Annotated in this window: 26 protein-coding genes; 18 read left to right on the top strand and 8 right to left on the bottom strand. The window is 36.0% G+C overall.

The window, feature by feature from the left end; translation table 11 throughout:
* Window positions 1-19: 19 nt before the first annotated feature.
* The 6 genes from NU09_RS02705 to NU09_RS02730 all read left to right on the top strand — a co-directional run bounded on the left by NU09_RS02705 (window position 20) and on the right by NU09_RS02730 (window position 4,280).
* On the top strand, window positions 20-973 hold the full coding sequence (locus NU09_RS02705) for a helix-turn-helix transcriptional regulator (protein ID WP_129749721.1): 954 nt from the start codon (window positions 20-22) through the stop codon (window positions 971-973).
* Between the two features lie 72 nt (window positions 974-1,045).
* Complete coding sequence (locus tag NU09_RS02710) at window positions 1,046-1,543, top strand: DinB family protein (RefSeq protein WP_129749722.1); 498 nt, start codon at window positions 1,046-1,048, stop codon at window positions 1,541-1,543.
* A gap of 179 nt (window positions 1,544-1,722) precedes the next feature.
* On the top strand, window positions 1,723-2,967 hold the full coding sequence (rocD, locus tag NU09_RS02715; RefSeq protein ID WP_129749723.1) for an ornithine--oxo-acid transaminase: 1,245 nt from the start codon (window positions 1,723-1,725) through the stop codon (window positions 2,965-2,967).
* 38 nt (window positions 2,968-3,005) lie between these two features.
* A complete protein-coding gene (locus NU09_RS02720) occupies window positions 3,006-3,452 on the top strand; it encodes a hypothetical protein (RefSeq protein ID WP_129749724.1) in 447 nt (148 codons plus the stop codon).
* Between the two features lie 89 nt (window positions 3,453-3,541).
* Window positions 3,542-3,733 carry a hypothetical protein gene (locus NU09_RS02725; protein ID WP_129749725.1) on the top strand — a complete coding sequence of 64 codons (192 nt, stop codon included), beginning with the start codon at window positions 3,542-3,544 and terminating at the stop codon, window positions 3,731-3,733.
* A complete protein-coding gene (locus NU09_RS02730; protein ID WP_242501812.1) occupies window positions 3,705-4,280 on the top strand; it encodes a Smr/MutS family protein in 576 nt (191 codons plus the stop codon). Before NU09_RS02725 ends, NU09_RS02730 begins: the two co-directional genes overlap by 29 nt.
* 32 nt (window positions 4,281-4,312) lie before the next feature.
* Here the strand turns inward: NU09_RS02730 and NU09_RS02735 are convergent, their stop codons facing one another.
* Window positions 4,313-5,278 (bottom strand): hypothetical protein, encoded by a 966-nt coding sequence (locus NU09_RS02735; protein WP_129749726.1) that lies wholly within the window; start codon window positions 5,276-5,278, stop codon window positions 4,313-4,315.
* Between the two features lie 109 nt (window positions 5,279-5,387).
* Between NU09_RS02735 and NU09_RS02740 the strand changes: the two genes are divergently transcribed.
* Entirely contained in the window at window positions 5,388-6,515 is a 1,128-nt protein-coding gene (locus NU09_RS02740) for a cysteine desulfurase family protein (RefSeq protein ID WP_129749727.1), read from the top strand.
* 78 nt (window positions 6,516-6,593) lie between these two features.
* Here the strand turns inward: NU09_RS02740 and NU09_RS17045 are convergent, their stop codons facing one another.
* From NU09_RS17045 to NU09_RS02760, 5 genes are all read right to left on the bottom strand, one after another.
* Window positions 6,594-6,770, bottom strand: coding sequence for a hypothetical protein (locus NU09_RS17045; RefSeq protein ID WP_165357648.1), 177 nt, complete (start codon window positions 6,768-6,770; stop codon window positions 6,594-6,596).
* A 109-nt stretch (window positions 6,771-6,879) separates the two neighbouring features.
* Window positions 6,880-7,308 carry a hypothetical protein gene (locus NU09_RS17165; RefSeq protein WP_242501813.1) on the bottom strand — a complete coding sequence of 143 codons (429 nt, stop codon included), beginning with the start codon at window positions 7,306-7,308 and terminating at the stop codon, window positions 6,880-6,882.
* Window positions 7,305-7,643: a PadR family transcriptional regulator gene (locus NU09_RS02750; RefSeq protein WP_129749728.1), complete on the bottom strand. Its 339-nt coding sequence runs from the start codon at window positions 7,641-7,643 to the stop codon at window positions 7,305-7,307. Before NU09_RS02750 ends, NU09_RS17165 begins: the two co-directional genes overlap by 4 nt.
* A gap of 103 nt (window positions 7,644-7,746) precedes the next feature.
* On the bottom strand, window positions 7,747-9,921 hold the full coding sequence (locus tag NU09_RS02755) for a S9 family peptidase (RefSeq protein WP_129749729.1): 2,175 nt from the start codon (window positions 9,919-9,921) through the stop codon (window positions 7,747-7,749).
* Between the two features lie 181 nt (window positions 9,922-10,102).
* Window positions 10,103-11,302: an aminotransferase class I/II-fold pyridoxal phosphate-dependent enzyme gene (locus NU09_RS02760; protein WP_129749730.1), complete on the bottom strand. Its 1,200-nt coding sequence runs from the start codon at window positions 11,300-11,302 to the stop codon at window positions 10,103-10,105.
* Window positions 11,303-11,472: 170 nt separating this feature from the next.
* Between NU09_RS02760 and NU09_RS02765 the strand changes: the two genes are divergently transcribed.
* From NU09_RS02765 to lpdA, 3 genes are all read left to right on the top strand, one after another.
* On the top strand, window positions 11,473-11,931 hold the full coding sequence (locus NU09_RS02765) for an Lrp/AsnC family transcriptional regulator (RefSeq protein ID WP_129749731.1): 459 nt from the start codon (window positions 11,473-11,475) through the stop codon (window positions 11,929-11,931).
* A 28-nt stretch (window positions 11,932-11,959) separates the two neighbouring features.
* Entirely contained in the window at window positions 11,960-13,582 is a 1,623-nt protein-coding gene (locus NU09_RS02770; protein WP_129749732.1) for a carboxylesterase/lipase family protein, read from the top strand.
* A 118-nt stretch (window positions 13,583-13,700) separates the two neighbouring features.
* The gene (lpdA, locus tag NU09_RS02775) at window positions 13,701-15,107 is read left to right on the top strand and encodes a dihydrolipoyl dehydrogenase (protein ID WP_129749733.1); all 1,407 of its coding nucleotides are present in this window, start codon (window positions 13,701-13,703) and stop codon (window positions 15,105-15,107) included.
* A gap of 156 nt (window positions 15,108-15,263) precedes the next feature.
* Here the strand turns inward: lpdA and NU09_RS02780 are convergent, their stop codons facing one another.
* The gene (locus NU09_RS02780) at window positions 15,264-15,686 is read right to left on the bottom strand and encodes a DUF4293 domain-containing protein (protein ID WP_129749734.1); all 423 of its coding nucleotides are present in this window, start codon (window positions 15,684-15,686) and stop codon (window positions 15,264-15,266) included.
* A 202-nt stretch (window positions 15,687-15,888) separates the two neighbouring features.
* On the opposite strand from NU09_RS02780, the gene rho reads away from it, so the two are divergent.
* On the top strand, window positions 15,889-17,667 hold the full coding sequence (rho, locus tag NU09_RS02785; protein ID WP_129749735.1) for a transcription termination factor Rho: 1,779 nt from the start codon (window positions 15,889-15,891) through the stop codon (window positions 17,665-17,667).
* Between the two features lie 39 nt (window positions 17,668-17,706).
* Here rho and NU09_RS17050 read toward each other — a convergent pair whose 3' ends face one another.
* Window positions 17,707-17,874: a hypothetical protein gene (locus tag NU09_RS17050; protein WP_165357649.1), complete on the bottom strand. Its 168-nt coding sequence runs from the start codon at window positions 17,872-17,874 to the stop codon at window positions 17,707-17,709.
* 171 nt (window positions 17,875-18,045) lie between these two features.
* Between NU09_RS17050 and pyrR the strand changes: the two genes are divergently transcribed.
* The 7 genes from pyrR to ppk1 all read left to right on the top strand — a co-directional run bounded on the left by pyrR (window position 18,046) and on the right by ppk1 (window position 24,345).
* Window positions 18,046-18,579: a bifunctional pyr operon transcriptional regulator/uracil phosphoribosyltransferase PyrR gene (pyrR, locus tag NU09_RS02790; RefSeq protein WP_129749736.1), complete on the top strand. Its 534-nt coding sequence runs from the start codon at window positions 18,046-18,048 to the stop codon at window positions 18,577-18,579.
* 21 nt (window positions 18,580-18,600) lie between these two features.
* Window positions 18,601-19,530, top strand: coding sequence for an aspartate carbamoyltransferase catalytic subunit (locus NU09_RS02795; protein ID WP_129749737.1), 930 nt, complete (start codon window positions 18,601-18,603; stop codon window positions 19,528-19,530).
* Between the two features lie 72 nt (window positions 19,531-19,602).
* Window positions 19,603-19,935 carry a ribonuclease Z gene (locus tag NU09_RS02800; RefSeq protein ID WP_129749738.1) on the top strand — a complete coding sequence of 111 codons (333 nt, stop codon included), beginning with the start codon at window positions 19,603-19,605 and terminating at the stop codon, window positions 19,933-19,935.
* A gap of 90 nt (window positions 19,936-20,025) precedes the next feature.
* Window positions 20,026-20,931, top strand: coding sequence for a ribonuclease Z (locus tag NU09_RS02805; protein WP_129749739.1), 906 nt, complete (start codon window positions 20,026-20,028; stop codon window positions 20,929-20,931).
* 76 nt (window positions 20,932-21,007) lie between these two features.
* On the top strand, window positions 21,008-21,652 hold the full coding sequence (pdxH, locus tag NU09_RS02810; RefSeq protein ID WP_129749740.1) for a pyridoxamine 5'-phosphate oxidase: 645 nt from the start codon (window positions 21,008-21,010) through the stop codon (window positions 21,650-21,652).
* An 82-nt stretch (window positions 21,653-21,734) separates the two neighbouring features.
* A complete protein-coding gene (locus tag NU09_RS02815) occupies window positions 21,735-22,259 on the top strand; it encodes a SixA phosphatase family protein (protein ID WP_129749741.1) in 525 nt (174 codons plus the stop codon).
* A complete protein-coding gene (gene ppk1 / locus NU09_RS02820; RefSeq protein WP_129749742.1) occupies window positions 22,222-24,345 on the top strand; it encodes a polyphosphate kinase 1 in 2,124 nt (707 codons plus the stop codon). Before NU09_RS02815 ends, ppk1 begins: the two co-directional genes overlap by 38 nt.
* Window positions 24,346-24,356 lie beyond the last annotated feature (11 nt).

Below are 24,356 nucleotides of genomic sequence, written 5' to 3' on the forward strand. Positions count from 1 at the left end.
CATATCAATCTCCAATCAAATGAACCGTTTTGACAGAATTACTGCAATATTGATACAGCTGCAGTCTAAAAAAGTAGTAAAGGCACAGGATTTGGCCGACAGGTTTGATATAAGCCTTCGTACTGTATATCGCGACATCCGTACACTAGAAGAGGCTGGTGTCCCTCTTTATGGTGAAGCAGGTGTAGGGTATTCTATAGTAGACGGGTACAGGCTACCTCCTGTTATGTTTTCCAGGGAAGAAGCGATGGCTTTTTTAACAGCTGAAAAACTTATGGAAAAGTTTACCGACGCTTCGCTACAAAATCATTTTTCTTCTGCCATGTATAAGGTTAAAGCTGTTTTGCGAGGGACAGAAAAAGACCTTGTTGAGAATCTTGAAAATCAAATAATAGTAAACCAGAGAAAACGGAATATTGTACCTCCCGGTAATATACTGGATACTTTGCTTAAAGCTGTATCAGATAAATTAGTTGTCAAGATGGAATACAGGGCCTTTGGTAATGAACAGACTTCTGAAAGAAAAATAGAACCAATAGGTATATTTCATGAAAATGAGAATTGGTATACTATTGGCTATTGCCATTTAAGACAAAGCTACAGGCAGTTTAGAATTGACAGGGTAATAAATATATTCCTTACCGATGAACAACAGCAGGAACGAACTTCGCTGAAGGAGTACTACGAAATGAAAGAAGAGGCCAGGGCTACACTTACCATGCAGCGGGTAGTGATAAGAGTTGAGAAGTCTATAGCATTGTATATACAGGAGCGCAGGTATTATTATGGATTCGTTTCGGAAAAGGCTGTAGGCGATTGTATAGAGATGACTTTTTTAACTCAATCGCCCGAAGAAGGCTTTGCAAGATGGTTTATAATGTTTGCCGATCATGCTGAAATAATTGAACCTCAGTCTTTAAAGAAAGATATAAAAAAGCTTTTGGAAAGAATTTCAAAAAAAATTGAAGCTTAAAAATGCTGCTGACATACTGTTGTCACAAACCAGGGTTTACTTTGTCTTGTCAAACAATAAACCACAACAGTTATGGATTTAATTAAGTTATTACAAAGAGAAATGAATCAGGAAGCTTTAACAACCCGCAAAATGCTTAGCAGGGTTCCTCCTGAAAAATTTGACTGGCAGCCTCATCCTAAGAGCATGACACTTGGCAGACTTGCATCTCACGTTGCCGAGTTACCGGGTTGGGTAGCCATGGTAGTAGATACCGACGAACTGGATTTTGCCAATAATCCGTATGAGCCTAAGGATGTAAAGAACACAGGAGAATTACTGGATTATTTTGAAGATTCTTTAAAAAACGGTAAAGACGCTTTAAACAGGGTGAACATCGAGCAATTCTCTGAGCCCTGGACACTGCGTAACGGAGAGCAGGTTTACAGTACAGAACCTAAGTATGATGTTATCCGTATGGCACACTCGCAGGTAATTCATCACAGGGCACAATTAGGGGTGTATTTAAGGCTTCTTAATATACCTATACCAGGGAGCTATGGTCCAAGTGCCGACGATGTTACCTTTTAAGGTTAAAAACACAATAAAATTACTAATCCCTCACTGCAGTATTGCGTGAGGGATTTTTATTTACATTTTAATCAGTTTAAGCTATAAATCGTTTAATTTTTATTAATTTGCAGTAAGGATGATTTCTCTCCTAAAACAAAGCAGGAATTGTAAAGTGAAAATTAAAAATTAAGATTACAATGTCAGTTTTAGAAAAATTGAGTTCGGCAGATGCCATTGCTTTAGAAGACAAATATGGAGCACATAATTATCACCCGCTTCCTGTGGTGTTAAGTAAAGGTGAAGGTGTTCATGTTTGGGATGTGGAAGGAAAAAAATATTATGATTTTCTATCGGCATATTCAGCAGTAAATCAGGGTCATTGCCACCCGAAAATTGTTGGGGCAATGATGGAGCAGGCTCAAACTCTTACGCTTACATCAAGAGCTTTTTACAATGACCAGTTAGGTAAGTATGAAAAGTTCATAACAAACTATTTTGGGTTTGATAAAGTATTACCAATGAATACCGGCGCCGAAGCGGTTGAAACAGCTATTAAGCTTTGCCGTAAATGGGCTTATGAGAAAAAAGGTATTGCAGAGCAACAGGCTAAAATAGTAGTTTGTAAGAATAACTTCCACGGAAGGACTACTACAATTATCTCTTTTTCTAACGATGAAGACGCCAGGAAAAACTTTGGCCCTTATACAGAAGGTTTTATTAAGATAGAGTATGATAATCTTGAAGCGTTAGAAAATGCTTTAAAGAATGATAAGGATATTGCAGGTTTCCTTGTAGAGCCTATTCAGGGTGAAGCAGGAGTTTATGTTCCGTCAGAAGGCTATCTTGCAAAAGCTAAAGCACTTTGCGAAGAACATAATGTATTATTTATTGCCGATGAAGTACAAACCGGTATTGCAAGAACAGGTAAGCTTCTTGCTGTTAACCATGAAAATGTGCAACCCGATATCCTTATTTTAGGTAAAGCTCTTTCAGGAGGTGCTTATCCGGTTTCTGCAGTATTGGCAAATGATGCAATTATGAATGTTATTAAGCCCGGGCAGCATGGTTCGACCTTTGGAGGTAACCCTGTAGCAGCTGCTGTAGCAATTGCAGCCCTTGAAGTGGTGCAGGAGGAAAAACTTGCTGAAAATGCGGAAAGATTAGGAATCATTTTCAGAGAAAAAATAAATCAATATATTAGCAACAGCAATGTTGTTACTTTAGTAAGAGGTAAAGGTTTACTTAATGCTATTGTAATAAATGATACCGAAGACAGTTCAACAGCATGGGACATATGTGTTAAGCTTAAAGAAAACGGACTTTTAGCGAAGCCTACCCACGGAAACATTATTCGTTTTGCACCACCATTGGTAATGAACGAGACACAGCTTTTAGACTGTATAAGTATTATTACAGCTACGCTTAAAGAATTTGAAAAATAATAAAAACCGATAACCAATTATTAATTAAATACTTTTTTATGGAAAATAATTCCGCATTTGAATCATTTGAATCTCAATTAAGTGCAGAAGCAAAAGGCTTTTTAAACACTTCTGCTAACTGGGGCTTATTTTTATCAATTATAGGTTTTATAGGCTGCTTATTTAGCTTATTCGGGTCATTAGGTATGATGGCAGGAGGTGCTGCGATGGGAGCAAATCCAGTTTTTGCTTCAATGCCTTCTATAGGAATATTAATGCTTGTAGGTACTGTTGTATTTTTTATTCCGGTTTTATATTTATGCAAATTTTCTATTTCTGTTAAGAAAGCTATTGAGGTTAATGATACAGAAAAACTTACATCATCTATACGTAACCTTAAAAACTATTTTATGTGGGCCGGCATACTTACAATTGTTTGGATTTTATCTTATGGATACCTAATGATTTCTGTAATTGCAAATGCAGCTGAGCTATCAAGAATGTAATACATAGAATCATAATATTTAAATCCCGCCCTGAGCGGGATTTTTTATTTAAAAAGATATAGTAAATTTGATGCTTTAATTTGATCTTGATGAAAACCGTATATATAATACTGATTTTTGCTGCGGCCTTCCTAGCCTTATTTGAACAATCTAAAGAGCATCCTAACCAAATAATAATGGTTTTGGCCTTTGTGTTTTTTGTTGTAGGATTAATGAGGCTTATGGCTAAGGTACCAAGCAAAAATGCTGAAAATGAAGATAAGAACGATGAAGAAGTTTGAGATAGGTGATGAGGTAACTGTTTTGGATGATTCTTTTAGCGGAAAGGTTAAAGGGTTTAAAAACGGTAAAATTGTTATAGAAACTCAGGAAGGTTTTGATCTTGATTTTGAGGAGCATGAGTTGGTTAAAATAAGCGGAGGAGGAGAGTTGAAATCTTTATTTTCTTCTCAAAGTCTTTCGTCTGTATTAAGAGACAAGGAAGAACCTAAAAAGAGAAGTTTCGTTAAAGAGAAACGTTCTAAAAAGGATGAGTTTGTTTTAGAAGTAGATCTTCACATAGAAAAACTGGTTCCTAATAAAAAAGGAATGTCTAATTATGATATTCTTACCCTGCAAACCGAAACAGCAAAAAGGCAGCTTGATTTTGCTATTAAAAACAGGATGCCTAAAGTAGTTTTTATTCACGGTGTAGGTGAAGGTATTCTAAAAGCCGAGCTCGATTTTTTATTGGGCAGGTATGATAATATTGTATTTGGTGATGCCAATTATCAAAAATATGGCCTTGGTGCTACAGAGGTATACATAAAACAGAATCCTAACAGATAAATAAAAAAGGCAGCTTAACGCTGCCTTTTTTATTATGGATAAACCCCAAAAGGATATTCTGTTTCGTCTTCAGGATAATATTCCTGAATCTCAAATGTTTCTTCTGTATTGCCTGAGTTTATAAATGTTATCCCCACTAAAGCTATATGATGTTCATAAGAACCGTCAATTTCACTAATGGTGGTCCTTACCCTTATTTCTCCTCCATCACCATTCCATCTTTCCAGAGTAACCGGATTAACAGGAGGTACATTACTGCAAATTACGTCTGATGAAAGGCTGCCTGAATAGATATCAAAAATAATCCTGTTGTTTTCATCAAACTCATATACCCTGTATTCATCTTCCTGAGTTACCTCGTTTATAAAAAGAGTGTTTTTTACCTCTGGAGTTAAATCCAGTTTAAGGGCTTCGTAGGAAGCATTATACTTAAATATTAAACCGGCATCGCCATCGCAATGCAGTACATCAATCTCATTCCCGTTACTGTCAGTTATAAATTCAAAATTATAACTTGGCTCTGTAGTATAAGTGCCAAAATTCTGATTCTCTATAACTGTACTTTGCTCACCATTAATAAATTCAAGATAAACTATTTTAATAATGTGCTGATAGCTATTATTATCCAGTTTTTCGGTTATAATTTTTAGTGTTCCTCCTGCAGATGCATTCCATTCTTCAACCACTATAGGAGATGAAGGCGGGATGTCACTGCATATAACCGATGAGTTAGCAGTACTATTATAGTTTCGGTAAATTACCTTGTTGTTATTACCTATAACAATATCTTCTCCTTCTTCTCCACTTTCTACATTAGCAAAATATGATGAAGGGATATCAAGAATAAGCATTTCGGTACCGTTAACTTTATATATAAGGTTATTTTGCGAACAGTACTGTAGGGTTGCATCACCAAAATCAAAACTTTTAAACGTCATATCGCCGTCATCACAACTTATAAAGAATATTACGCTTAAAATAGCCAGGAGCTTTTTCATAAATGTATTTTTCAACAAAAATAATGTTTTTAGCGAGTTAGTAAAACGTTTTTAAGTATCTATAGGATACAGGAATGATTTTTTATACATTTTAAGTAATTTTGCTGCTATGAAAAAAGCATATCTTGATAATGCCTCTACAACGGCTATGCGTCCTGAAGTAATACAGGAAATGGCTGCTGTTATGACAGAAAATTTCGGTAATCCTTCATCAACCCATAGCTATGGGCGTGCTGCAAAAGTTTTAATTGAAACAGCAAGAAAAACTATAGCCTCACTTATTAAGGCAGAAGCAAGGGAGATAATTTTTACTTCGGGGGGTACAGAAGCTGATAACTGGATATTAAGGAGTGCTGTAAAAGATTTAAAGGTTAAACGTATAATTACCGCAAGAACAGAGCATCATGCGGTGTTACATACTGTTGAGGTTTTAGTGGCGGAGTATGGCATAGAAGCAAAGTATGTTGATTTAAACCCTGACGGATCGTTTAATTTAAATCATCTGGAAGAGATGCTTGCTGAAAACATACCAACTTTAGTTAGCCTGATACATGTAAATAATGAAACAGGAGTAATAGCCGATTTACAGGCTATAGGAACTTTATGTAAACAGTATGGTGCCTGGTTTCATTCAGATACTGTACAATCAATAGGGAAGACCGAATTTGATTTGCAAAACCTTCCAATTGACTTTATGGCTGCCAGCGCACACAAGTTTCACGGACCAAAAGGAGTAGGATTTGCTTTTATAAGGAAAAATACCCCGCTGCATGCCATGATTTACGGAGGTGAGCAGGAAAAAGGAATGAGGGCAGGCACAGAGGCTATTCATCAGATAGCAGGAATGGCCAAAGCTCTTAAATTGTCTTATGACAATCTTGAAGAAGAAAGAAACTATATATCTTCTCTAAAACAGTACTTTAAAGAAAGACTTGATGCTGTAATGCCCGGTTATCGAATTAACGGAGAAGGAGCAGATCTTTTTTATAATATAACCAATGTATTACTGCCGCTAACAGAGGATAAAACCTCTATGATACTCTTTAATCTTGATATGAAGGGAATTGCCGTATCGCGAGGTAGTGCATGCCAGAGTGGTAGTATAAGGCCCTCACATGTGTTACAGGAAATGCTGTCGGAAGAAGATATTAACAAACCTTCTTTAAGGATTTCCTTTAGCCATTACAATACCAAAGAAGATATCGATTTACTGATTGATGCCTTAAAAACTATTTAGTTTTTACTATTCTTAAATAAATTCATAAGCTAAATCCTTGATAAAATAAGGCTTAGCTTATGAATATGATTCGTGATTCTAAGCGTTAGCCTTGTACTTATTATAGAAATAAGCAGGCAGGTATCCTAAATTTAAAAGTAAAACACCCATGCATAGCTGTATGCTTGCTGAGGGCCAGTGCATAATTTTAAAAAGGATGCCATTCCCAATCAAAAAGAAAGCAAAGAAGCCAGTTACATAAAATAGCTTTTTCATAATTTTAAAGGTTTTATAGTTAATAATATTTATTTAAATGCATTTTTATAAAATGTATAGATGTTAAAAAATAAGGCTATTAGCCTTATAATTATTGATTATTATTGTTTTATGAGTTTCTTATATATGCAAGTTTATATCTATGATAAAAATATAAGGGAAGAAAAGTAGTAATTAATAGTAAAAAGCCTATTGCTAATGATATACTTGCAAATGGCCAATGCATAAATTTAAACAACATGCCTATACAAATTAATGAACTGCTTATAAAACCGGATATTGATACAGCTTTTTCTCGTCTCATGTTTTTTTTAAACATCGTTTCTAAATAAGCATTTCTTTGTAAAGCTCTTATTTCACTGTATCCGCCAAAATTCTTGATTGCTTTTTTATATGCTGTATCAAAATCGTCAAATTCCCTGTTTTCAATATAAGTACAGATATGATCTAATACATCATTATGCAATTCTTCAGATGTTAATCCGTAAAGTTTCAGATTATCTGAAATAAAATCTATTTGCTGTTCTGTTAGTCTCATTTTGCCAGTTCTTTTTGTTTAAAAATTATAGAAAGAGTTTCAATAAAATTAGTAAGCTCAACTGTAACTTTTTCAGCAGCTTTTTTACCATCATCGGTAACCTGGTAGTATTTTCTAACCCTTTTGCCTATATATACTTTTTCGGTATTAAGTATGCCTTCGGCTTCCAGTCTGTGCAGTATAGGGTAGAGGGCACCTTCAGATATATCTATTTTCCCCTTCGTTATGTCTTTCACCGTTTGGGTAATTTCATAACCATACATTTTTCCTTTGTCGTTCAACAATTTCAGGATAATGGGCTGTAATGTTCCTTTTGTTAGCTCTTTATTATACATATTGTAAATATACATTTTATTTAAATGTATTAACAGAATAACGACATTTTATTTTGTTTATTATAAGGGAATAAAAAAGGAGCCCATTTGGACTCCTTAATTTTTATTTTAAATATGTTTCAAAATAGTCGGCTATTTTGTGGTTCAGGTGAATCCTGTCTTTTCCGCGAACATTATGTTCGTGAGTAGGGTAAAGGAAGTAGTCAACCTGTTTGCCGGCAGTAATACAAGCGTTGATGAACTCCATACTGTGTTGCTGAACAACTACATTATCCTGAGCCCCGTGTATCATTAAAAGTCTTCCTTTTAATTGACCTGCTTTATTAACTATACAGGCTTTCTCATAACCTTCAGGATTTTCCTGAGGCATATCCATATAGCGCTCACCATACATTACTTCATAATATTTCCAGTCGCAAACCGGACCTCCTGCAACACCAACTTTAAAAGTATCAGAGTGGTTAAGCATTAATGAAGTAGCCATAAAACCACCAAAACTCCAGCCATAAACTCCTATCTTATCCTGATTTACAAAAGATTTTGATTTGAGGAATTCTATACCCTTCATTTGGTCAGCCATTTCATTTTGGCCTAAGTTTCTATGTATAACATGCTCAAAGTCACGGCCACGGGCATCACTACCTCTGTTGTCAAGTGTAAATACCACATAACCTTGCTGAGCCATATAGTAATCAAATAATGATGCGCCTCCTAACCAATCGTTATTAACCAATTGTGCATGAGGACCTCCGTAAACATATACCATTACCGGATATTGTTTGTTAGCATCAAAATTACCAGGATAAATTAATCTGCCATTTAAAGGAGTTTTTCCATCGGCTGCAGTAATTGTTACGAGTTCCATTTTAGGCAACTCTGTTATACCTGTATATGGGTTATTAGCTTTAAATAGAGAAGTTACTTTTTTGTTAGCTGTATTTATAATGCTTACATCATTAGGAGTAGTGGTATTACTAAAGCTGTCTAAAGCTAAAGCACCGTCGCTACTAACCATTACAGAGTGTGTTCCCGAACCTGTAGTGATTTGTGTTGTTTTACTAGACTTAAGGTTTACCTGGTATAAATGTCTGTCTAATCCATTATTTGCAGTACCAACATAACATACCGATTTACCTTTAACATCAAAATCTAATAACTCTGTAACAACAACATCGTTATAACCTAAGTTTTTAAGTAGCTTACCGTCAGTGTTATAAAGGTATAATTGCTCATATCCGTCTTTTTCTGTTCTGTATAAAAACTCGGTATTGCTGTTAGGAACAAAAGTAAGTTGGTGTAAAGGCTCAACATAGGTTGAAGACTGCTCTTCAAAAAGAGTTTTTACAAAATTACCGGTTGTAGCTTCATATTTATTAAGTTTAAGATGATTTTGCTCGCGGTTAAGTACACCTACATAAATATATTTGTTATCAGGACTCCATGTAACACAGGTTAAGAACTGCTCTTTTGGCCCTTCTGTTTTTAAAGTAGTTTTACTGTTGTTTGCTACATTGTAAACAACAAGTGTAACCTCTTCACTTTTCATACCCGCCATAGGGTATCTAATATCTTTTTCTGTAGCAATACGCTGACCGAAATCCACTAAAGGGTAATCAGCAACCACGGTTTCGTCTTTACGGTAATATAAAAGCATTTTGCTGTCCGGAGACCACCACATACCTTTGTTGATACCAAATTCCTGACGGTGTACATAATCACTCCCGTTTACAATACCTTTATCAGTATCGTTAGTAACATTGGTATTTTGTCCATTTTCTGTAGTTATTACGATATTGTTTTCTTTAAGCCATGCTGCTGAAGTACCGTTTGGAGCCATTATCTGTTGGCTGGCATCTGCCGCAATTGCTATTGCATGCTTTACTTCTTTTTTCTCTACATCAAAAAGAACAAGATAGTTTCCGTTAGATCCTGCTGCTTCAAAAGCAATAGTGTTTTTGTCTTCCCATTTATATTGGTAAGGGAATATCTGGAAATTGAAAAATTCTGAAGGGTATTTATTTTTAAGTGCCGAAGTAAGTTCTTGCTTTGTAAGAAATGTTTTTTCTTCCCATTTAGCGTCTTCACTTCTTGACATTAATTTAGAATAGGTATTGTCAAGATAGGTGATGGTTTTTGCATCTTTTCTCCATTGTGGGGCTGTAAGGCTTTTAGGGGCATAGGCTTGATATTGCCCATAAGTAGCCTGTTCTATGGTTAGGTTTTGTTGTGCAGTAGCAACCATTCCCGATAAAAGGAACAGCAATAAAAGTTTTTTCATGTTTTTATAATTTATGGCGAATTTAGTTAAACTCTAACTTTTGCTGAAATATAATAATAGTAATTAGTAGTATTTATTGCTGAATAGTTACAAAAGAGGTAGAATTAATAACGTTTTTTGAATAAAATAAAAAACCGTTTCCTAAGAAACGGTTTTCAGTTGTTTATGTTTGTTTGAATAATTATAATACTCCAAGCTCCTGCATACAGCTCTTCATCATATTATAAGTTCTTTCAATATCGTTATCAAGTCCTATTGAAAAACGGATAAGACCATCAGTTAATCCCATTTCTTTTTGCTCATCCATTGGTATTTCGCTTGAAGTGGAAGTTCCCGGAGCACTAAATAATGTTTTGTAGAAACCTAAACTCACAGCCAGGTAACCAAGATTTTTATGCTGCATAAGCTCCATAAGCTCGTTAGCTTTGTCAAGAGTACCAACATCAACTGTCATCATACCTCCAAAACCATATTCAGGGTTAATCATACCCTTGTAAAGTTTGTGGCTTGGATGACTTTCAAGACCAGGGTAAACAACTTTTAACCCGTCTTTTTCAAAACGTTCAGCCAGATACATAGCATTATGGCTGTGTTGTTTCATTCTTATATGTAGAGTCCTTAGATTTTTAAGTACACTTGCCGCTCTAAGGCTGTCCATTGTAGGGCCTAAAAGCATACTTGCACCGTCGTTTACATTACGCAGGGCATCAATAAATTCCTGAGTACCACATGTAACACCACCTACAGTATCACTACTTCCGTTAATAAATTTGGTAAGACTGTGTATAACTACATCAGCACCCAGTTTAACAGGTGATACAGAAAGAGGAGAGAAAGTATTGTCTACAACAAGCTTAAGGTTGTGTTTTTTTGCAATTTTAGCAAGACTTTCAATATCAGCTACCTCAAGAAGAGGGTTACTAACGGTCTCACAGTATAAAACTTTAGTGTTAGACGTAATAGCTGCCTCAACTACATCAAGTTTGGTAATATCTACAAAAGACGTATTGATGTTTAGCTTTGGTAAAAAGTTTTTCATGAAAGCATATGTTCCTCCATATATAGTACGGCTGGAAACGATATGATCTCCGGCTCCGCAAAGCTGTAGCAATACAGGTGTAATTGCACCCATTCCTGAAGCCGCAACGTTAGCAGTTTCAGTACCTTCCATAGCAGCAAGTGCCTGACCTAAGTATAGGTTACTTGGAGAAGAGTGGCGTGAATATAAATAACAGCCTTCTGCATTACCTTCAAATGTATCGAACATTGTTTTTGCAGATAGGAATGTATAAGTTGATGAGTCAGATATAGAAGGGTTTACTCCTCCAAACTCTCCAAAATATTGCAGATCCTGAATATTGTCAGCCGGGTTGAATTTCATGATGATTTGTTTTAAAATTTTAGTAAATTACTGTTTCAAAGAGACAAAAATGTAAACTAAAAATCAATGATTATGTGTTTAATTAGATAATTAATCTATAAATTTGGATATTGTTAGTTTATTTTTTTACCTCTTATAACTAAATAATAGTTTAACCGAAAATTTTTCACATGAACTTTGATACAACAGATAAGAAAATATTAATGCTACTTCAGCAGGATAGTACGCGAACTACCAAAGAGTTATCGCTTAAACTCAACCTCTCGGTTACTGCGGTTTATGAACGGATAAAAAAACTGGAAAGGGAAGGGGTTATCAGTAAATATGTTGCCTTGCTTAACCAAAAAAAGGTTAATAGGGGATTTGTGGTTTTTTGCCATTTAAAGTTAACCCAACATGCTAAAGACTACCTTACACGTTTTGAACAGGAAGTAGTTAGGCTTGATGAAGTGGTGGAATGCTATCATGTAAGTGGGGATTATGACTATATATTAAAAATATATGTAGCAGATATGGAGGAGTACAGGGAGTTTATGGTGACAAAACTTACTACTTTGCAACATATAGGTAGTACACATAGTACCTTTATGATTAGCGAAGTGAAGAACACAAATGTGATAACTTTGTAATATATTTACATAAACCAACCGCATTATTATGAGAAAATACCTTTTTATACTTTTTGGAAGTATACTTGTTTCTTCGTGTACTCAAAATGAATTAGAAGTTAGGGTGGAACAGGGCGTTTTAGAAGGAGTTTTATTACCTGAAGGAATACACAGTTTTAAAGGAATACCATTTGCCCAGCCTCCTGTAGGCGAATTGAGATGGAAAGCACCACAGCCTCCTCTTGAATGGCCCGGAATACGTAAGGCAGATAAGTTTGCTGATAATGCCATGCAAAAACCGGTTTTTGGAGATATGAGTTTTAGGTCTTCAGGGATGAGTGAAGATTGTCTTTATCTGAACGTTTGGGTACCTGCTGATGCTAAGGGTAAAAAACTACCGGTATTGGTTTATTTTTACGGAGGCGGGTTTATTGCCGGAGACGGGTCGGAAGGGCGTTATGATGGCAAAAGCCTTGCTGAAAAAGGAATAGTAACGGTTACTGTAAATTACAGATTAGGAATTTTCGGGTTCTTTTCTCATCCTGAATTAACCAAAGAATCCCCTGATAAAGCATCCGGTAATTACGGGTTACTGGATCAGCAGGCTGCATTGGTATGGGTAAAAAAGAACATAGCTGCTTTTGGCGGTAATCCTGATAAAATTACTATTGCGGGAGAATCGGCGGGGTCTATATCCGTATCGGCACAAATGGCCTCCCCTTTATCCAGAGATCTTATAGCAGGGGCAATAGGGCAGAGTGGTGCTATGATAAAACCTACACTTGATGCCATACCTCTAAGCGATGCAGAGCAACACGGTGTTGAATTTGCACAGCGTGTTAAAGCAAAATCGCTGGCAGATTTAAGGGCAATTCCTGCTGAAAAATTATTAGATGATGCTTCAAAGCCCGGAGCTTTCAATACACGTGCAACTGTAGATGGTTATTTTTTACCTAAACTTCCATCAGAAATATATGCTGCGGGCGAACAGGCAAAAGTACCATTACTTGCAGGATGGACCTCTACTGAAATACCTTATATGGCTTTCATGCAGGGACAGTATCCAAATCCTGAAAATTACAAAACTAAAGTTGAACAGATGTTTGGGGATAAAGCAGAGGAAGTATTAAAGTTATACCCGGGTAATACTCAGGAAGAGGTAATTAGCTCTGCTACTGCATTAGCAAGCGATAATTTTATTGTCTTTAGCACATGGAAGTGGGCAGAGTTGCATAAAAACACAACAAGACAGCCAACTTATGTGTATAAATTTGCCAAACCAAGACCAGTCTTAAGGTCTGAATTAGGAGACGTTACAGAAGGACTGGCAGGTGGTATTAAGGAGAAAAGTGAAGAACAGAAAAAAGACACAATGCCAGCAGCCTTGTCTGGGGCATCTCATGCTTCGGATATTGAGTATTTATTAGGGAATCTGGATAAGAACGAATCTTATAAATGGAGTAAGGAAGATTATAAGGTTTCTGAACTTGCAGAACAATATATAGCCAATTTTATTAAAACTGGTAATCCTAACGCAGAAGGTTTACCACAATGGCCTGTAAGTAAGGCAGGGGAAAACATGAATATCATTAATTTAGATACGGTTACTAAAGCAGCACCACTATCAGATAGTGACAGGTACATTTTCCTGAATAGTCATTACGAATTTTAAGAAACGGCTAGGCAATTTATTAAAAGAGGAATACAAATTCCTCTTTTTTATTTGGTATCATGTAAATGATATTGACTAAATTTGCCCTACAAAATTAAAACACACTAAAAGTTATATTATGAGTTCATTTGACGTAGTCGTTATAGGCTCTGGACCCGGCGGATATGTAGCTGCAATCCGTTGTGCTCAATTAGGTTTTAATACCGCAATCATAGAAAAATACCCTACACTTGGTGGTACTTGCCTTAACGTAGGTTGTATTCCATCTAAAGCTCTTCTTGATTCTTCTCACCACTATCATGATGCTATATCTCACTTTAAGGAGCATGGTATTGATATTCCGGGAGAGATAAAAGTTAACTTCGAGCAAATGATTGCCCGTAAACAGGGAGTTGTTGATCAGAACGTTAGCGGAATTAAATACCTTATGGACAAAAATAAGATAACTGTTTTTGCAGGTGTTGGTTCATTTGAAGACTCTACTCATATTAAAGTGACTAAAAATGACGGTTCTGAAGAAGTTATCGAAGCTAAAAACACTATTATAGCTACAGGTTCTAAACCATCTTCTTTACCTTTTATCAAAATAGACAAAGAAAGAATAATTACTTCTACAGAAGCTCTTAAACTTAAAGAAGTGCCTAAGCATCTTATCGTTATTGGTGGTGGTGTTATTGGTCTTGAGTTAGGTCAGGTTTACCTTCGTTTAGGTGCTCAGGTATCTGTTGTTGAGTATCTTGACAGGATTATCCCTGGTATGGATGGTGGTTTATCAAAAGAACTTACCAAAGTACTTAAAAAGCAGGGTATGAAATTCTATACTTCTCACAAAGTTAAATCAGTAGAGAGAAGTGGAGAAGGAGTAAAGGTTCAGGCGGAAAACGCTAAAGGAGAAACAATCACTCTTGATGGTGACTACTCTTTAGTTTCTGTAGGTCGTCGTCCATTTACAGACGGGCTAAATGCTGATAAAGCTGGAATTAAGGTTTCTGACAGAGGACAGATAGAGGTTAACGATCATTTACAAACGAATGTGCCTAATATTTATGCTATTGGCGACGTAGTACGTGGTGCTATGCTAGCTCACAAAGCAGAGGAAGAAGGTGTATTTGTAGCTGAGACTCTTGCCGGACAAAAACCACACATTGATTATAACCTGATACCGGGTGTAGTTTACACATGGCCTGAGGTTGCAGCTGTTGGTAAAACAGAAGAGCAGTTAAAAGAGGCTGGTGTTGAGTACAAGTCTGGTAGCTTCCCTTTCAAAGCATTAGGCCGTTCTCGTGCAAGTATGGATACTGATGGATTTGTAAAGATCCTTGCTGATGCAAAAACTGATGAAGTTCTTGGTGTTCACATGATTGGTGCCCGTGTTGCTGATTTAATTGCTGAGGCTGTTACAGCTATGGAGTTTAAAGCGTCTGCAGAAGATATTTCAAGAATGTCTCATGCTCACCCTACGTATGCTGAAGCTGTAAAAGAGGCTGCGCTAGCTGCAACTGACAACAGAGCGTTGCATGTATAATAAAATGTTTATATCATATATATTAAACCCCGCAACTAGCGGGGTTTATTTTTGTACTTAATTTTCCTTACGGTAGAATTTCATTAGTTATATAAACTAAAAATCCCCGCTTATAAAGCAGGGATTTTAACGCACTAATAAACTAAGTTAAAAGGTTTACCTTAATCGGTCCACTGATTTTACGAGATCTTCGTCCTTTTTGATTGCCTTATTGGCAAGGCTTAAAAAAACGATAGAAATAATCGGAAGAATCATCCCAATACCCTTCTCAGAAACAATAAGATCCTTATTTGTTTCTCCGGATAAGTTTAGCAGCCGAATTATAAATAATCCTAATAAAATTAAATTTAATATTATATTAAGCCTGCCCATTACAAACTGGCTTTTTCTTTTCTTAAACGATACGATACTTATAATTGAAAGTGTCGTACTAAGGCCAAACAGCGCAATAAATGCCAGGTTTTTCATAAAAAAATATTCTTCCCCGGCAGCTGTAACCCATAAAGGAAAAACAAAAGGTAAAACACCTGCAGCAACAAAGGCTATAAATAGATATACTGTTTGTATTCGCTGTAACATTACTTCTTATTTTCGGTCACAAAAATATGGTTTCTTTTTTAAAAATAGCTATTGTATAGTAAAAATAAATTCGTATTATTGCAATACAAAACCGTAAGCGCTTCATTCTCCGAAGCGTTATATTTCAGAAAAAATACACCCTCACTTTATTTTTACTTAAATTTTGAATACACTCTCAATTAATTTAATTTAACATTGATACATGTTTGATATTTCCGAACTAAAAGAAATGAAGCTTCCCGAGCTTCAGGAAATTGCTAAAAAAGCTAAGATCAGTAAATACCGCGGCTTAAAAAAAGACGAGCTTGTTTACCAGATTTTAGACCACCAGGCTGCAAACCCGGCACAAATAAAGCCTTTATTTGATGAACCGGCACCGGCAACAGCAAAAGAAACAGCTGCGCCACAGGCGGAAAAGCCAAAAAGAGCAAGGATTGCTAATGATAAAGCCCCTGTAAATAAAAAGGCTCCTGTAAAACAGGAACTACCTAAAAAGGAAGAGCCTAAAGCTACTGCTGAAAAGGTTGTTGAAACAAGACCGGTTATACAGGAAGATGCAAAAGAGAAAAATATAGTGGCAAAAAAAGCTGACTTTAAACCTCAGCGCCCTGTAAAAGAACCTGAAACTACACAGCAGCCGGCTGCTGAAACAAAAACAGAAGCACCTGCTCAGCCAAAAGAAGATAACAGGAAAAAAAATATACCGGATAACAGGCAGAAAAACCAAAAACCTGCCGAAAGTAAGTCTACAAAAGCTCAGATATCGGAAGAAGAGCGTTTAGCGCAAATAGAACGTGCTAATGCAAACAATCCTAATCATCCGAGTTATAAGAAGAAGCAAAATTTCAGAGAACCCGATTATGAGTTCGACGGAATTATTGAGAGTGAAGGTGTTCTTGAAATGATGCCTGATGGCTATGGTTTCTTACGTTCGTCTGATTATAACTACCTGGCATCTCCGGATGATATTTATTTATCAAACTCTCAAATACGACTTTTTGGTCTAAAAACAGGAGATACCGTAAAAGGTGTGGTTCGCCCTCCTAAAGAAGGAGAAAAATACTTCCCGCTAGTTAGAGTATTAAAAATTAACGGACACGATCCTCAAGTTGTAAGGGACAGGGTTTCTTTTGAGCACCTTACACCGCTTTTCCCTGAAGAAAAGTTTAATCTTGCGAATAAGCAAAGTACTATATCTACAAGAATTATTGATTTGTTTTCACCTATAGGTAAAGGTCAGCGTGGTATGATCGTTGCCCAGCCTAAAACAGGTAAAACAATGCTTTTAAAGGATATTGCTAACTCTATAGCTGCAAATCATCCTGAAGTTTACCTGATTGTATTACTTATTGATGAAAGGCCTGAAGAGGTAACCGATATGCAGCGTAGTGTAAGAGGAGAAGTTATCGCTTCAACTTTTGATGAACCTGCAGAACGCCACGTAAAGGTTGCAAACATAGTGCTGGAAAAAGCTAAGCGCCTTGTAGAGTGTGGTCACGATGTGGTTATACTTCTTGATTCAATTACCCGTTTGGCAAGAGCTTACAATACAGTTCAGCCTGCTTCAGGTAAAGTGCTAAGTGGTGGTGTTGATGCAAATGCGCTTCAAAAACCAAAACGTTTCTTCGGTGCTGCACGTAACATAGAAGGAGGAGGATCTTTAAGTATTATTGCTACCGCTCTTACTGATACAGGTTCTAAAATGGACGAAGTTATCTTTGAAGAATTTAAAGGTACAGGTAATATGGAACTTCAGCTTGACCGTAAGATTGCTAACAGACGTATATTCCCTGCTATTGATCTTACTTCTTCAAGTACACGTAGGGACGACCTTCTTCTTGACGAGAAAACAATACAGCGTATGTGGATCATGAGGAAATATCTTGCAGATATGAACCCGGTTGAAGCTATGGACTTTATAAACGACCGATTCAAGAAAACAAGGAACAATGAAGAGTTCCTTCTTTCAATGAACGATTAATAAAATAAAAAAAAGCCCCGCATTTAGCGGGGCTTTTTTTTATTTTCTAAACTTACTTATAAGCCATATTATAAGTACTATAACAACAATTACAATAAAAATCCCTACTCCCATGCCAGCTTCAAAAATATCTCCTGCAAGTTCGCAACCGGTAAGTGTGGTTAACATTAAAGCTAAAAAGCTTAATTTCAATATTCTCTTTTTCATATTTCCTGTTTTTAGGTTTGTTATATAAATTTAAAGCACTAAAAACTGTATTTAGTTAAAATTAAATTAATCTTAAGCCTGCCTGAATAAAATAGCTGATTAAATATGAAATGTTATTTTTTCTAATTCTGTTTTTTCACTACTTTTACACTCCAAACATAACACAGCACTATGAGCCATAAAATATTGCTAACTTCAAAAGAAGTCAATATCATCCTTAATCGTTTGGCCTGCCAGTTAATTGAAAAACATCTTGATTTTTCGGATACAATACTTATTGGATTACAGCCCAGAGGCCGTTATCTGGCAGAACGTATAAAACAACTGCTTGAGCAGGATTACAATGTAAAAAACGTCCCGTTAGGGTTCTTGGATATTACTTTTTTCAGAGACGATTTTCGTAGGTCTGATAAGCCATTAGAGGCTAATAAAACCCAAATAGACTTTTTGGTAGAAAATAAAAAGGTAGTTTTTATTGATGATGTATTGTATACAGGTAGAAGCATTCGTGCAGCACTAACTGCAATACAGTCTTTCGGACGTCCGTCAGAAATAGAACTTCTTGTACTTATAGATAGGCGTTTTAGCCGTCATTTACCTATTCAGCCCGATTACAGGGGGAGGCAGGTAGATGCCATAAACGACGAAAAGGTAAAAGTAACCTGGGAGCAAAACGAAGGAGAGGATAGTGTTTATTTAATATAGGCGTAACAGCAAGTAACAGCAATGAAAGAATTAAGCGTTAATCATTTATTAGGAATTAAATATATCAACAAAGCTGATATTGACCTTATTTTTGAAACGGCCGACCATTTTAAAGAAGTAATTAACCGACCTATTAAAAAAGTCCCTTCTCTAAGGGATATTACAATAGCTAATATATTTTTTGAGAACAGTACACGTACTAAGCTTTCTTTTGAGCTTGCTCAAAAAAGACTTTCGGCAGATGTCATCAGTTTTTCGGCTGCACAATCATCTGTAAAGAAAGGGGAAACGCTTATAGACACTGTAAACAATATACTTTCCATGAAAGTGGATATGGTAGTTATGCGTCACTCAAATCCGGGAGCTGCACACTTTCTTTCTCAAAATGTTGGAGCAAGTATTATTAATGCCGGAGACGGAGCTCATGAACACCCTACACAGGGGTTGTTAGATTCTTATACTATAAGAGAAAGATTAGGAGAAGTAGGAGGTAAAAAGGTAGTTATTGTTGGAGATATACTTCACTCAAGGGTAGCACTTTCTAATATATTCGCATTACAGATGCAGGGTGCAGAAGTTATGGTTTGCGGACCAAAAACTCTTATCCCTAGATATATTGATTCTTTAGGAGTAAAAGTTGAGCCTAACCTGCGTAAAGCTTTAGAGTGGTGCGATGTGGCTAATATGCTAAGGGTGCAAAACGAGCGTCTTGATGTAAACTACTTCCCTTCTACAAGAGAATATACACAACAATACGGAGTTGATAAAGAATTACTTGACTCCTTAAACAAAGAAATTGTAATTATGCACCCGGGGCCAATTAACAGGGGTGTTGAGATTACAAGTGATGTGGCCGATTCTCAGCAGTCTGTAATATTAAATCAGGTTGAGAATGGGGTAGCGGTCAGGATGGCTGTTATCTATCTGTTAGCTTCAAAGATTAAGCAATAAATATTAAAATTATTATAAGAGGTAGCTTTTTTACTAACCACTTTGTAAATTAGCTATCAGTAATTGATAAAAATGAAAGTAGAAGAAAAAGGACATACCGTTACTCTAAAAGATACCCAGGGCGATGTTATTGCTTTCAGGGATAAGATAGAGGGCGAATACAATACATTCAAAAATCAAAATATCGTTATTGATATTACTCAGGATGCTGATGTTGAGTTAAAAGACATCCTGTCTTTTCTTTCGTTATCTAACAAACACAGGAAATCAAAAAAATCGTTTGTAGTTGTTGTAAACGATTTTGACTTTAATGAAGTGCCGGATGAAATGATAGTGGTGCCAACAATTCTTGAAGCACACGATATCATTGAAATGGAAGAGATTGAAAGGGACCTGGGCTTTTAATTCTTTAATTTATTATCTGTTGCAGGCAACAGGCGAGCAATTAGGGGCTATTATATAGTACCTTAATAATTGCTTTAAAAATTTAAGCAAATGAATCTTACCATATTAGGCTGTTATGCTGCTACTCCCAGAACATTAACTAATCCTACATCGCAGGTATTGGAAATTAAAAACAGGATGTTTTTAATTGATTGTGGTGAAGGTACTCAGGTACAGCTTAGGAAAAATAAGGTTCGATTCTCAAAAATCAATCATGTTTTTATTTCCCATCTTCATGGTGACCATGTCTACGGATTGATAGGGTTGATTTCTACTTTTTCATTACTTAACAGAAAAACAGATCTTCATATTCACGGACCAAAAGGTGTTAAGGAGCTTATTCTTATTCAATTGAAATTAACAGCATCCTGGACAAGTTTTGATCTATACTTTCATGAACTGGAAGGAAAAGAATCTCAGGTTGTTTATGAAGATGATAAGGTGGTAGTGAGTACAATTCCCTTACAACACAGGGTTTATACTAATGGTTACCTTTTTAAGGAAAAACCGGGAGAGAGAAAGCTAAATCTTGGGAAGGTAGAGGAGTATGGTATAGAGACCTGTTATTATCAAAAAATAAAGAATGGTAGCGATATTACGCTGGATGACGGTAGGGTAATCCCAAATGTTTCAATGACTTTTGATCCGCCCGCCCCTCAGAGTTATGCTTTTTGTTCGGACACGATGTATAAAGAAGATATAATCCCGATAATTAAGGATGTTGATGTTTTGTATCATGAGAGTACTTTTCTTGATTCGGAAGAACATCTTTGCGAGAAAACAATGCATTCTACAGCTAAACAGGCCGCTACAATAGCCAAGCAGGCTAATGTTAAGCAGTTGGTCTTAGGGCATTTTTCTACTCGATATGATTCTATTGAACTTTTTAAGGAACAGGCTCAAACTGTTTTTGAGAATGTACATTTGGCTGATGATGGTAAAATATTTGAATTTTAGCCAATTGATACGATTAGTGATAATCAGAAAATAATTAAATTAGAGGAGGCAGATTAGCCGGTAATATCCTTATAATATGAAAGATTTAAGTAACTACAGGCGCTCTTATGAAAAGAGTGAACTAACCGAACAGAATTTACCTGAAGATCCTATTACTCTTTTTAAAGCATGGTTTCATGAAGTAGAGGAGTTTGGAGGTTCAAGTGAGGTTAATGCCATGACAGTATCTACTATAGGTAAAGATGGTTTTCCTAAAGCCAGAGTTGTATTGCTTAAACAGTTTACTTATGAAGGTTTTATCTTTTATACTAATTATAATTCTGAAAAGGGAAACGCAATAGAAGCCAATCCAAATATTTGTCTGTCTTTTTTCTGGCAGGAAATGGAAAGACAGGTAATTATTAAAGGTAAGGCAGAGAAAGTAGCTGAAAACCTTTCTGACGGATATTTTGAAAGCCGTCCGGCAGGAAGCCGTCTGGGAGCTATAGTATCGCCACAAAGCGAAGTAATACCTTCAAGAGATTATCTGGAAGGAAAACTACATGATCTTGAAAAAGAATACGCTGAAGGAGAAATTCCACGTCCTAAACATTGGGGAGGTTATATTGTTAAGCCTGTTGAAATTGAATTTTGGCAGGGAAGACCAAACAGATTACATGACAGGATAAGATATAAACTGCAGGAAAATTTTAACTGGTTAACAGAAAGGTTAGCGCCGTAATAAAAATTAACAAAATGTTTGTATTTTATTATGTTAATATTTCGGATATTTAATATATAGATATTAATTAAAATGCAGGCTCATGAAAAACTTGATATTAATCCGTCATGCTAAATCTAGCTGGGATGCCCCTCTAATAGACAAGGACAGGCCGTTATCTAAACGCGGAATTAACGATGCTCATCTGGTTGCTAATAAAGTTTCCGGATATTTACCTAAAACTTTCCTCGTTTGGTCAAGCTCAGCACAAAGGGCTAAAAATACAGCCTACATTTTTGCAGAAAGCCTTTCTATCCCCATAGATAATATAATCTTTAACGACGACCTTTATACTTTTGAGGTAAGAAAGCTTGAGAAAATCATAAAAAGTTGTGATAACAAATATGATAACCTAATTCTTTTTGGACATAACGAGGCGATTACTAATTTTGTTAATATCTTTGGGAACATTACCATAGATAATGTGCCTACTTCGGGATTTGTTTCAATGTCATTTAATACAGATGATTGGAACGTTATCGAAAAAGGTACAATAGAACAAACCGTTTTTCCAAGCGAATTAAAAAAGTATGATCCACCACCACACACCGGTGAACCGGTATATTGATAGGGAAAAAAGCTGGCTTGCATTTAATGCGAGGGTACTGCAGGAAGCTGCAGATGAAAAAGTCCCTTTATTAGACAGGCTTAGATTTTTAGGAATATTTTCAAATAATTTAGACGAATTTTTCAGGGTTCGGTATGCTGCCGTAAGGCGTTTAAGTCTTGCAGGGCAAACCGGCGAAAAGATACTTGGTGGTATATCTGCACAGCAACTGCTTAAGGATATTACCGAGATTGTTATTGAACAGCAGTCTGAAAGTTTAAGGATATTAAGTGTTATAGAGCAGGAACTACAGCAGGAAAACATTTATATTATTAACGAAACAGAAGTATCTAAAGAACAGCAAAACTTTATAAAGGACTTTTTTATCCAAAAGGTAAGTCCTGAGTTGGTAACCATTATACTTAATGATCTAGATGAGTTTCCGCTTCTTAAAGATGCGGCGGGATATCTTGCGGTAAAACTTGTAATACCTCCAAAGGAAAAGAAAATTACTGAAGGAGAGCCTGTTAATCTTGAGCCTGAAGTACGTTACGCTGTTGTTGAAATGCCTAAGACTATTAACCGTTTTGTGGTATTACCTTCAAACAACGAAAAACAGTATATCATACTTTTGGATGATGTAATTCGCTACAATTTGTATAGTATCTTCAATATTTTTAATTATGAAAGCATTTCGGCCCACATGATTAAAATTACCAGAGATGCTCAGTTAGAGATTGATAGTGATCAGAGTAAGAGCCTTATGGAGAAAATATCCAAAGGAGTTAAGGAAAGAAGGATTGGTGAACCTGTTCGTTTTGTATACGACCAGTCTATAGAAAAAGATACATTAAACTTTTTCCTTACGAGAATGGGTATTGATGCTACCGATAGTATTATTCCGGGAGGGCGTTATCATAACAGGAGGGATTACATGAGCTTTCCTAATTTGGGAAGGTATGATTTGCTTTATAAACAAAATACTCCATTACCTATACCGGGACTTAGCCTAGAAGGAAGCATATTACAAAAGATAAAACAAAAGGATTATCTTCTAAATGCTCCTTATCAATCGTATTCTTATGTTATAAAGTTTTTAAGGGAGGCGGCGTTAGACCCTAAGGTTGTTTCTATTAAGATAACATTATACAGGCTAGCTAAGAATTCACAAATTGTGAGTTCCCTTATCAATGCTGCAAAAAACGGTAAGAAAGTAACTGTTCAGATAGAACTTCAGGCACGTTTTGATGAGGCGAGCAATATCTCCTATTCTGAACAGATGCAAAGAGAAGGTATCAACCTTATTTTTGGTGTAAAAGGATTAAAGGTGCACAGTAAAATATGTGTTATCGAGAGGATTGAGAAAGGTAAGTTTAAACGTTACGGTTTTATATCTACAGGTAACTTCAACGAAGCTACTGCTAAAATTTATACCGATGTTACTTTGTTTACCTATCACCAGCAAATATTAAAGGACGTAAATAAAATATTTGACTTTTTTGATGTAAATTACAGGGTACACAGGTACAAGCATTTGTTTGTTTCACCTCATTATACAAGGTCTAAGTTTTATAAACTGATAGACAGGGAAATACTTAATGCTATAGCAGGAAAAGAGGCTTACATTAAGCTCAAAATGAACAGTCTTACTGATTATAAAATGATTGATAAACTGTATGAAGCAAGCAGGGAAGGTGTAAAGGTTCAACTTATAATAAGAGGTATATGCTGTCTTATTCCGGGAGAGGAAGATATGAGTGAGAATATTGAGGCAATTAGCATCGTGGATAATTATCTTGAACACTCTAGGGTTTATATATTTGGTAATAGTGGCGACCCTGAGGTATATATATCTTCTGCCGATTTTATGACGCGTAACCTGGATGAGAGGGTAGAGGTAACGTGTCCTATCTATGATGCCGATATAAAACAGGAGCTTATAGATACTTTTGAGATAGGATGGAAAGGTAATGTAAAAGCAAGGCTTCATTCAGAAAACCTTGAGAATAAATACAGAAAACGCCCTCATGAAAAAGTATTCAGGGCACAACTTGAAACATATAACTATTACAGGGATATGCTTGAAGTGATTTACGAACAATTATAATTAGATTCTGA

The organism is Flavobacterium beibuense (assembly GCF_004151245.1).
In the GTDB taxonomy this organism is placed as follows: domain Bacteria; phylum Bacteroidota; class Bacteroidia; order Flavobacteriales; family Flavobacteriaceae; genus Flavobacterium; species Flavobacterium beibuense_A.

Excerpts from the sequence above, each read along its gene's own strand:
- NU09_RS02770 (WP_129749732.1), top strand. The coding sequence starts at position 11,960 with ATGAGAAAATACCTTTTTATACTTTTTGGAAGTATACTTGTTTCTTCG.
- NU09_RS02815 (WP_129749741.1), top strand. The coding sequence starts at position 21,735 with ATGAAAAACTTGATATTAATCCGTCATGCTAAATCTAGCTGGGATGCC.
- NU09_RS02780 (WP_129749734.1), bottom strand. The coding sequence starts at position 15,686 with ATGTTACAGCGAATACAAACAGTATATCTATTTATAGCCTTTGTTGCT.
- ppk1 (WP_129749742.1), top strand. The coding sequence starts at position 22,222 with ATGATCCACCACCACACACCGGTGAACCGGTATATTGATAGGGAAAAA.
- lpdA (WP_129749733.1), top strand. The coding sequence starts at position 13,701 with ATGAGTTCATTTGACGTAGTCGTTATAGGCTCTGGACCCGGCGGATAT.
- NU09_RS02735 (WP_129749726.1), bottom strand. The coding sequence starts at position 5,278 with ATGAAAAAGCTCCTGGCTATTTTAAGCGTAATATTCTTTATAAGTTGT.
- NU09_RS02720 (WP_129749724.1), top strand. The coding sequence starts at position 3,006 with ATGGAAAATAATTCCGCATTTGAATCATTTGAATCTCAATTAAGTGCA.
- NU09_RS02730 (WP_242501812.1), top strand. The coding sequence starts at position 3,705 with ATGAAGATAAGAACGATGAAGAAGTTTGAGATAGGTGATGAGGTAACT.
- NU09_RS02725 (WP_129749725.1), top strand. The coding sequence starts at position 3,542 with ATGAAAACCGTATATATAATACTGATTTTTGCTGCGGCCTTCCTAGCC.
- NU09_RS02750 (WP_129749728.1), bottom strand. The coding sequence starts at position 7,643 with ATGTATAATAAAGAGCTAACAAAAGGAACATTACAGCCCATTATCCTG.
- rho (WP_129749735.1), top strand. The coding sequence starts at position 15,889 with ATGTTTGATATTTCCGAACTAAAAGAAATGAAGCTTCCCGAGCTTCAG.
- NU09_RS17050 (WP_165357649.1), bottom strand. The coding sequence starts at position 17,874 with ATGAAAAAGAGAATATTGAAATTAAGCTTTTTAGCTTTAATGTTAACC.
- NU09_RS02710 (WP_129749722.1), top strand. The coding sequence starts at position 1,046 with ATGGATTTAATTAAGTTATTACAAAGAGAAATGAATCAGGAAGCTTTA.
- NU09_RS02805 (WP_129749739.1), top strand. The coding sequence starts at position 20,026 with ATGAATCTTACCATATTAGGCTGTTATGCTGCTACTCCCAGAACATTA.
- pdxH (WP_129749740.1), top strand. The coding sequence starts at position 21,008 with ATGAAAGATTTAAGTAACTACAGGCGCTCTTATGAAAAGAGTGAACTA.
- NU09_RS02755 (WP_129749729.1), bottom strand. The coding sequence starts at position 9,921 with ATGAAAAAACTTTTATTGCTGTTCCTTTTATCGGGAATGGTTGCTACT.
- NU09_RS17165 (WP_242501813.1), bottom strand. The coding sequence starts at position 7,308 with ATGAGACTAACAGAACAGCAAATAGATTTTATTTCAGATAATCTGAAA.
- rocD (WP_129749723.1), top strand. The coding sequence starts at position 1,723 with ATGTCAGTTTTAGAAAAATTGAGTTCGGCAGATGCCATTGCTTTAGAA.
- NU09_RS02800 (WP_129749738.1), top strand. The coding sequence starts at position 19,603 with ATGAAAGTAGAAGAAAAAGGACATACCGTTACTCTAAAAGATACCCAG.
- NU09_RS02760 (WP_129749730.1), bottom strand. The coding sequence starts at position 11,302 with ATGAAATTCAACCCGGCTGACAATATTCAGGATCTGCAATATTTTGGA.
- NU09_RS02765 (WP_129749731.1), top strand. The coding sequence starts at position 11,473 with ATGAACTTTGATACAACAGATAAGAAAATATTAATGCTACTTCAGCAG.
- NU09_RS02705 (WP_129749721.1), top strand. The coding sequence starts at position 20 with ATGAACCGTTTTGACAGAATTACTGCAATATTGATACAGCTGCAGTCT.
- NU09_RS02795 (WP_129749737.1), top strand. The coding sequence starts at position 18,601 with ATGAAAGAATTAAGCGTTAATCATTTATTAGGAATTAAATATATCAAC.
- pyrR (WP_129749736.1), top strand. The coding sequence starts at position 18,046 with ATGAGCCATAAAATATTGCTAACTTCAAAAGAAGTCAATATCATCCTT.
- NU09_RS02740 (WP_129749727.1), top strand. The coding sequence starts at position 5,388 with ATGAAAAAAGCATATCTTGATAATGCCTCTACAACGGCTATGCGTCCT.
- NU09_RS17045 (WP_165357648.1), bottom strand. The coding sequence starts at position 6,770 with ATGAAAAAGCTATTTTATGTAACTGGCTTCTTTGCTTTCTTTTTGATT.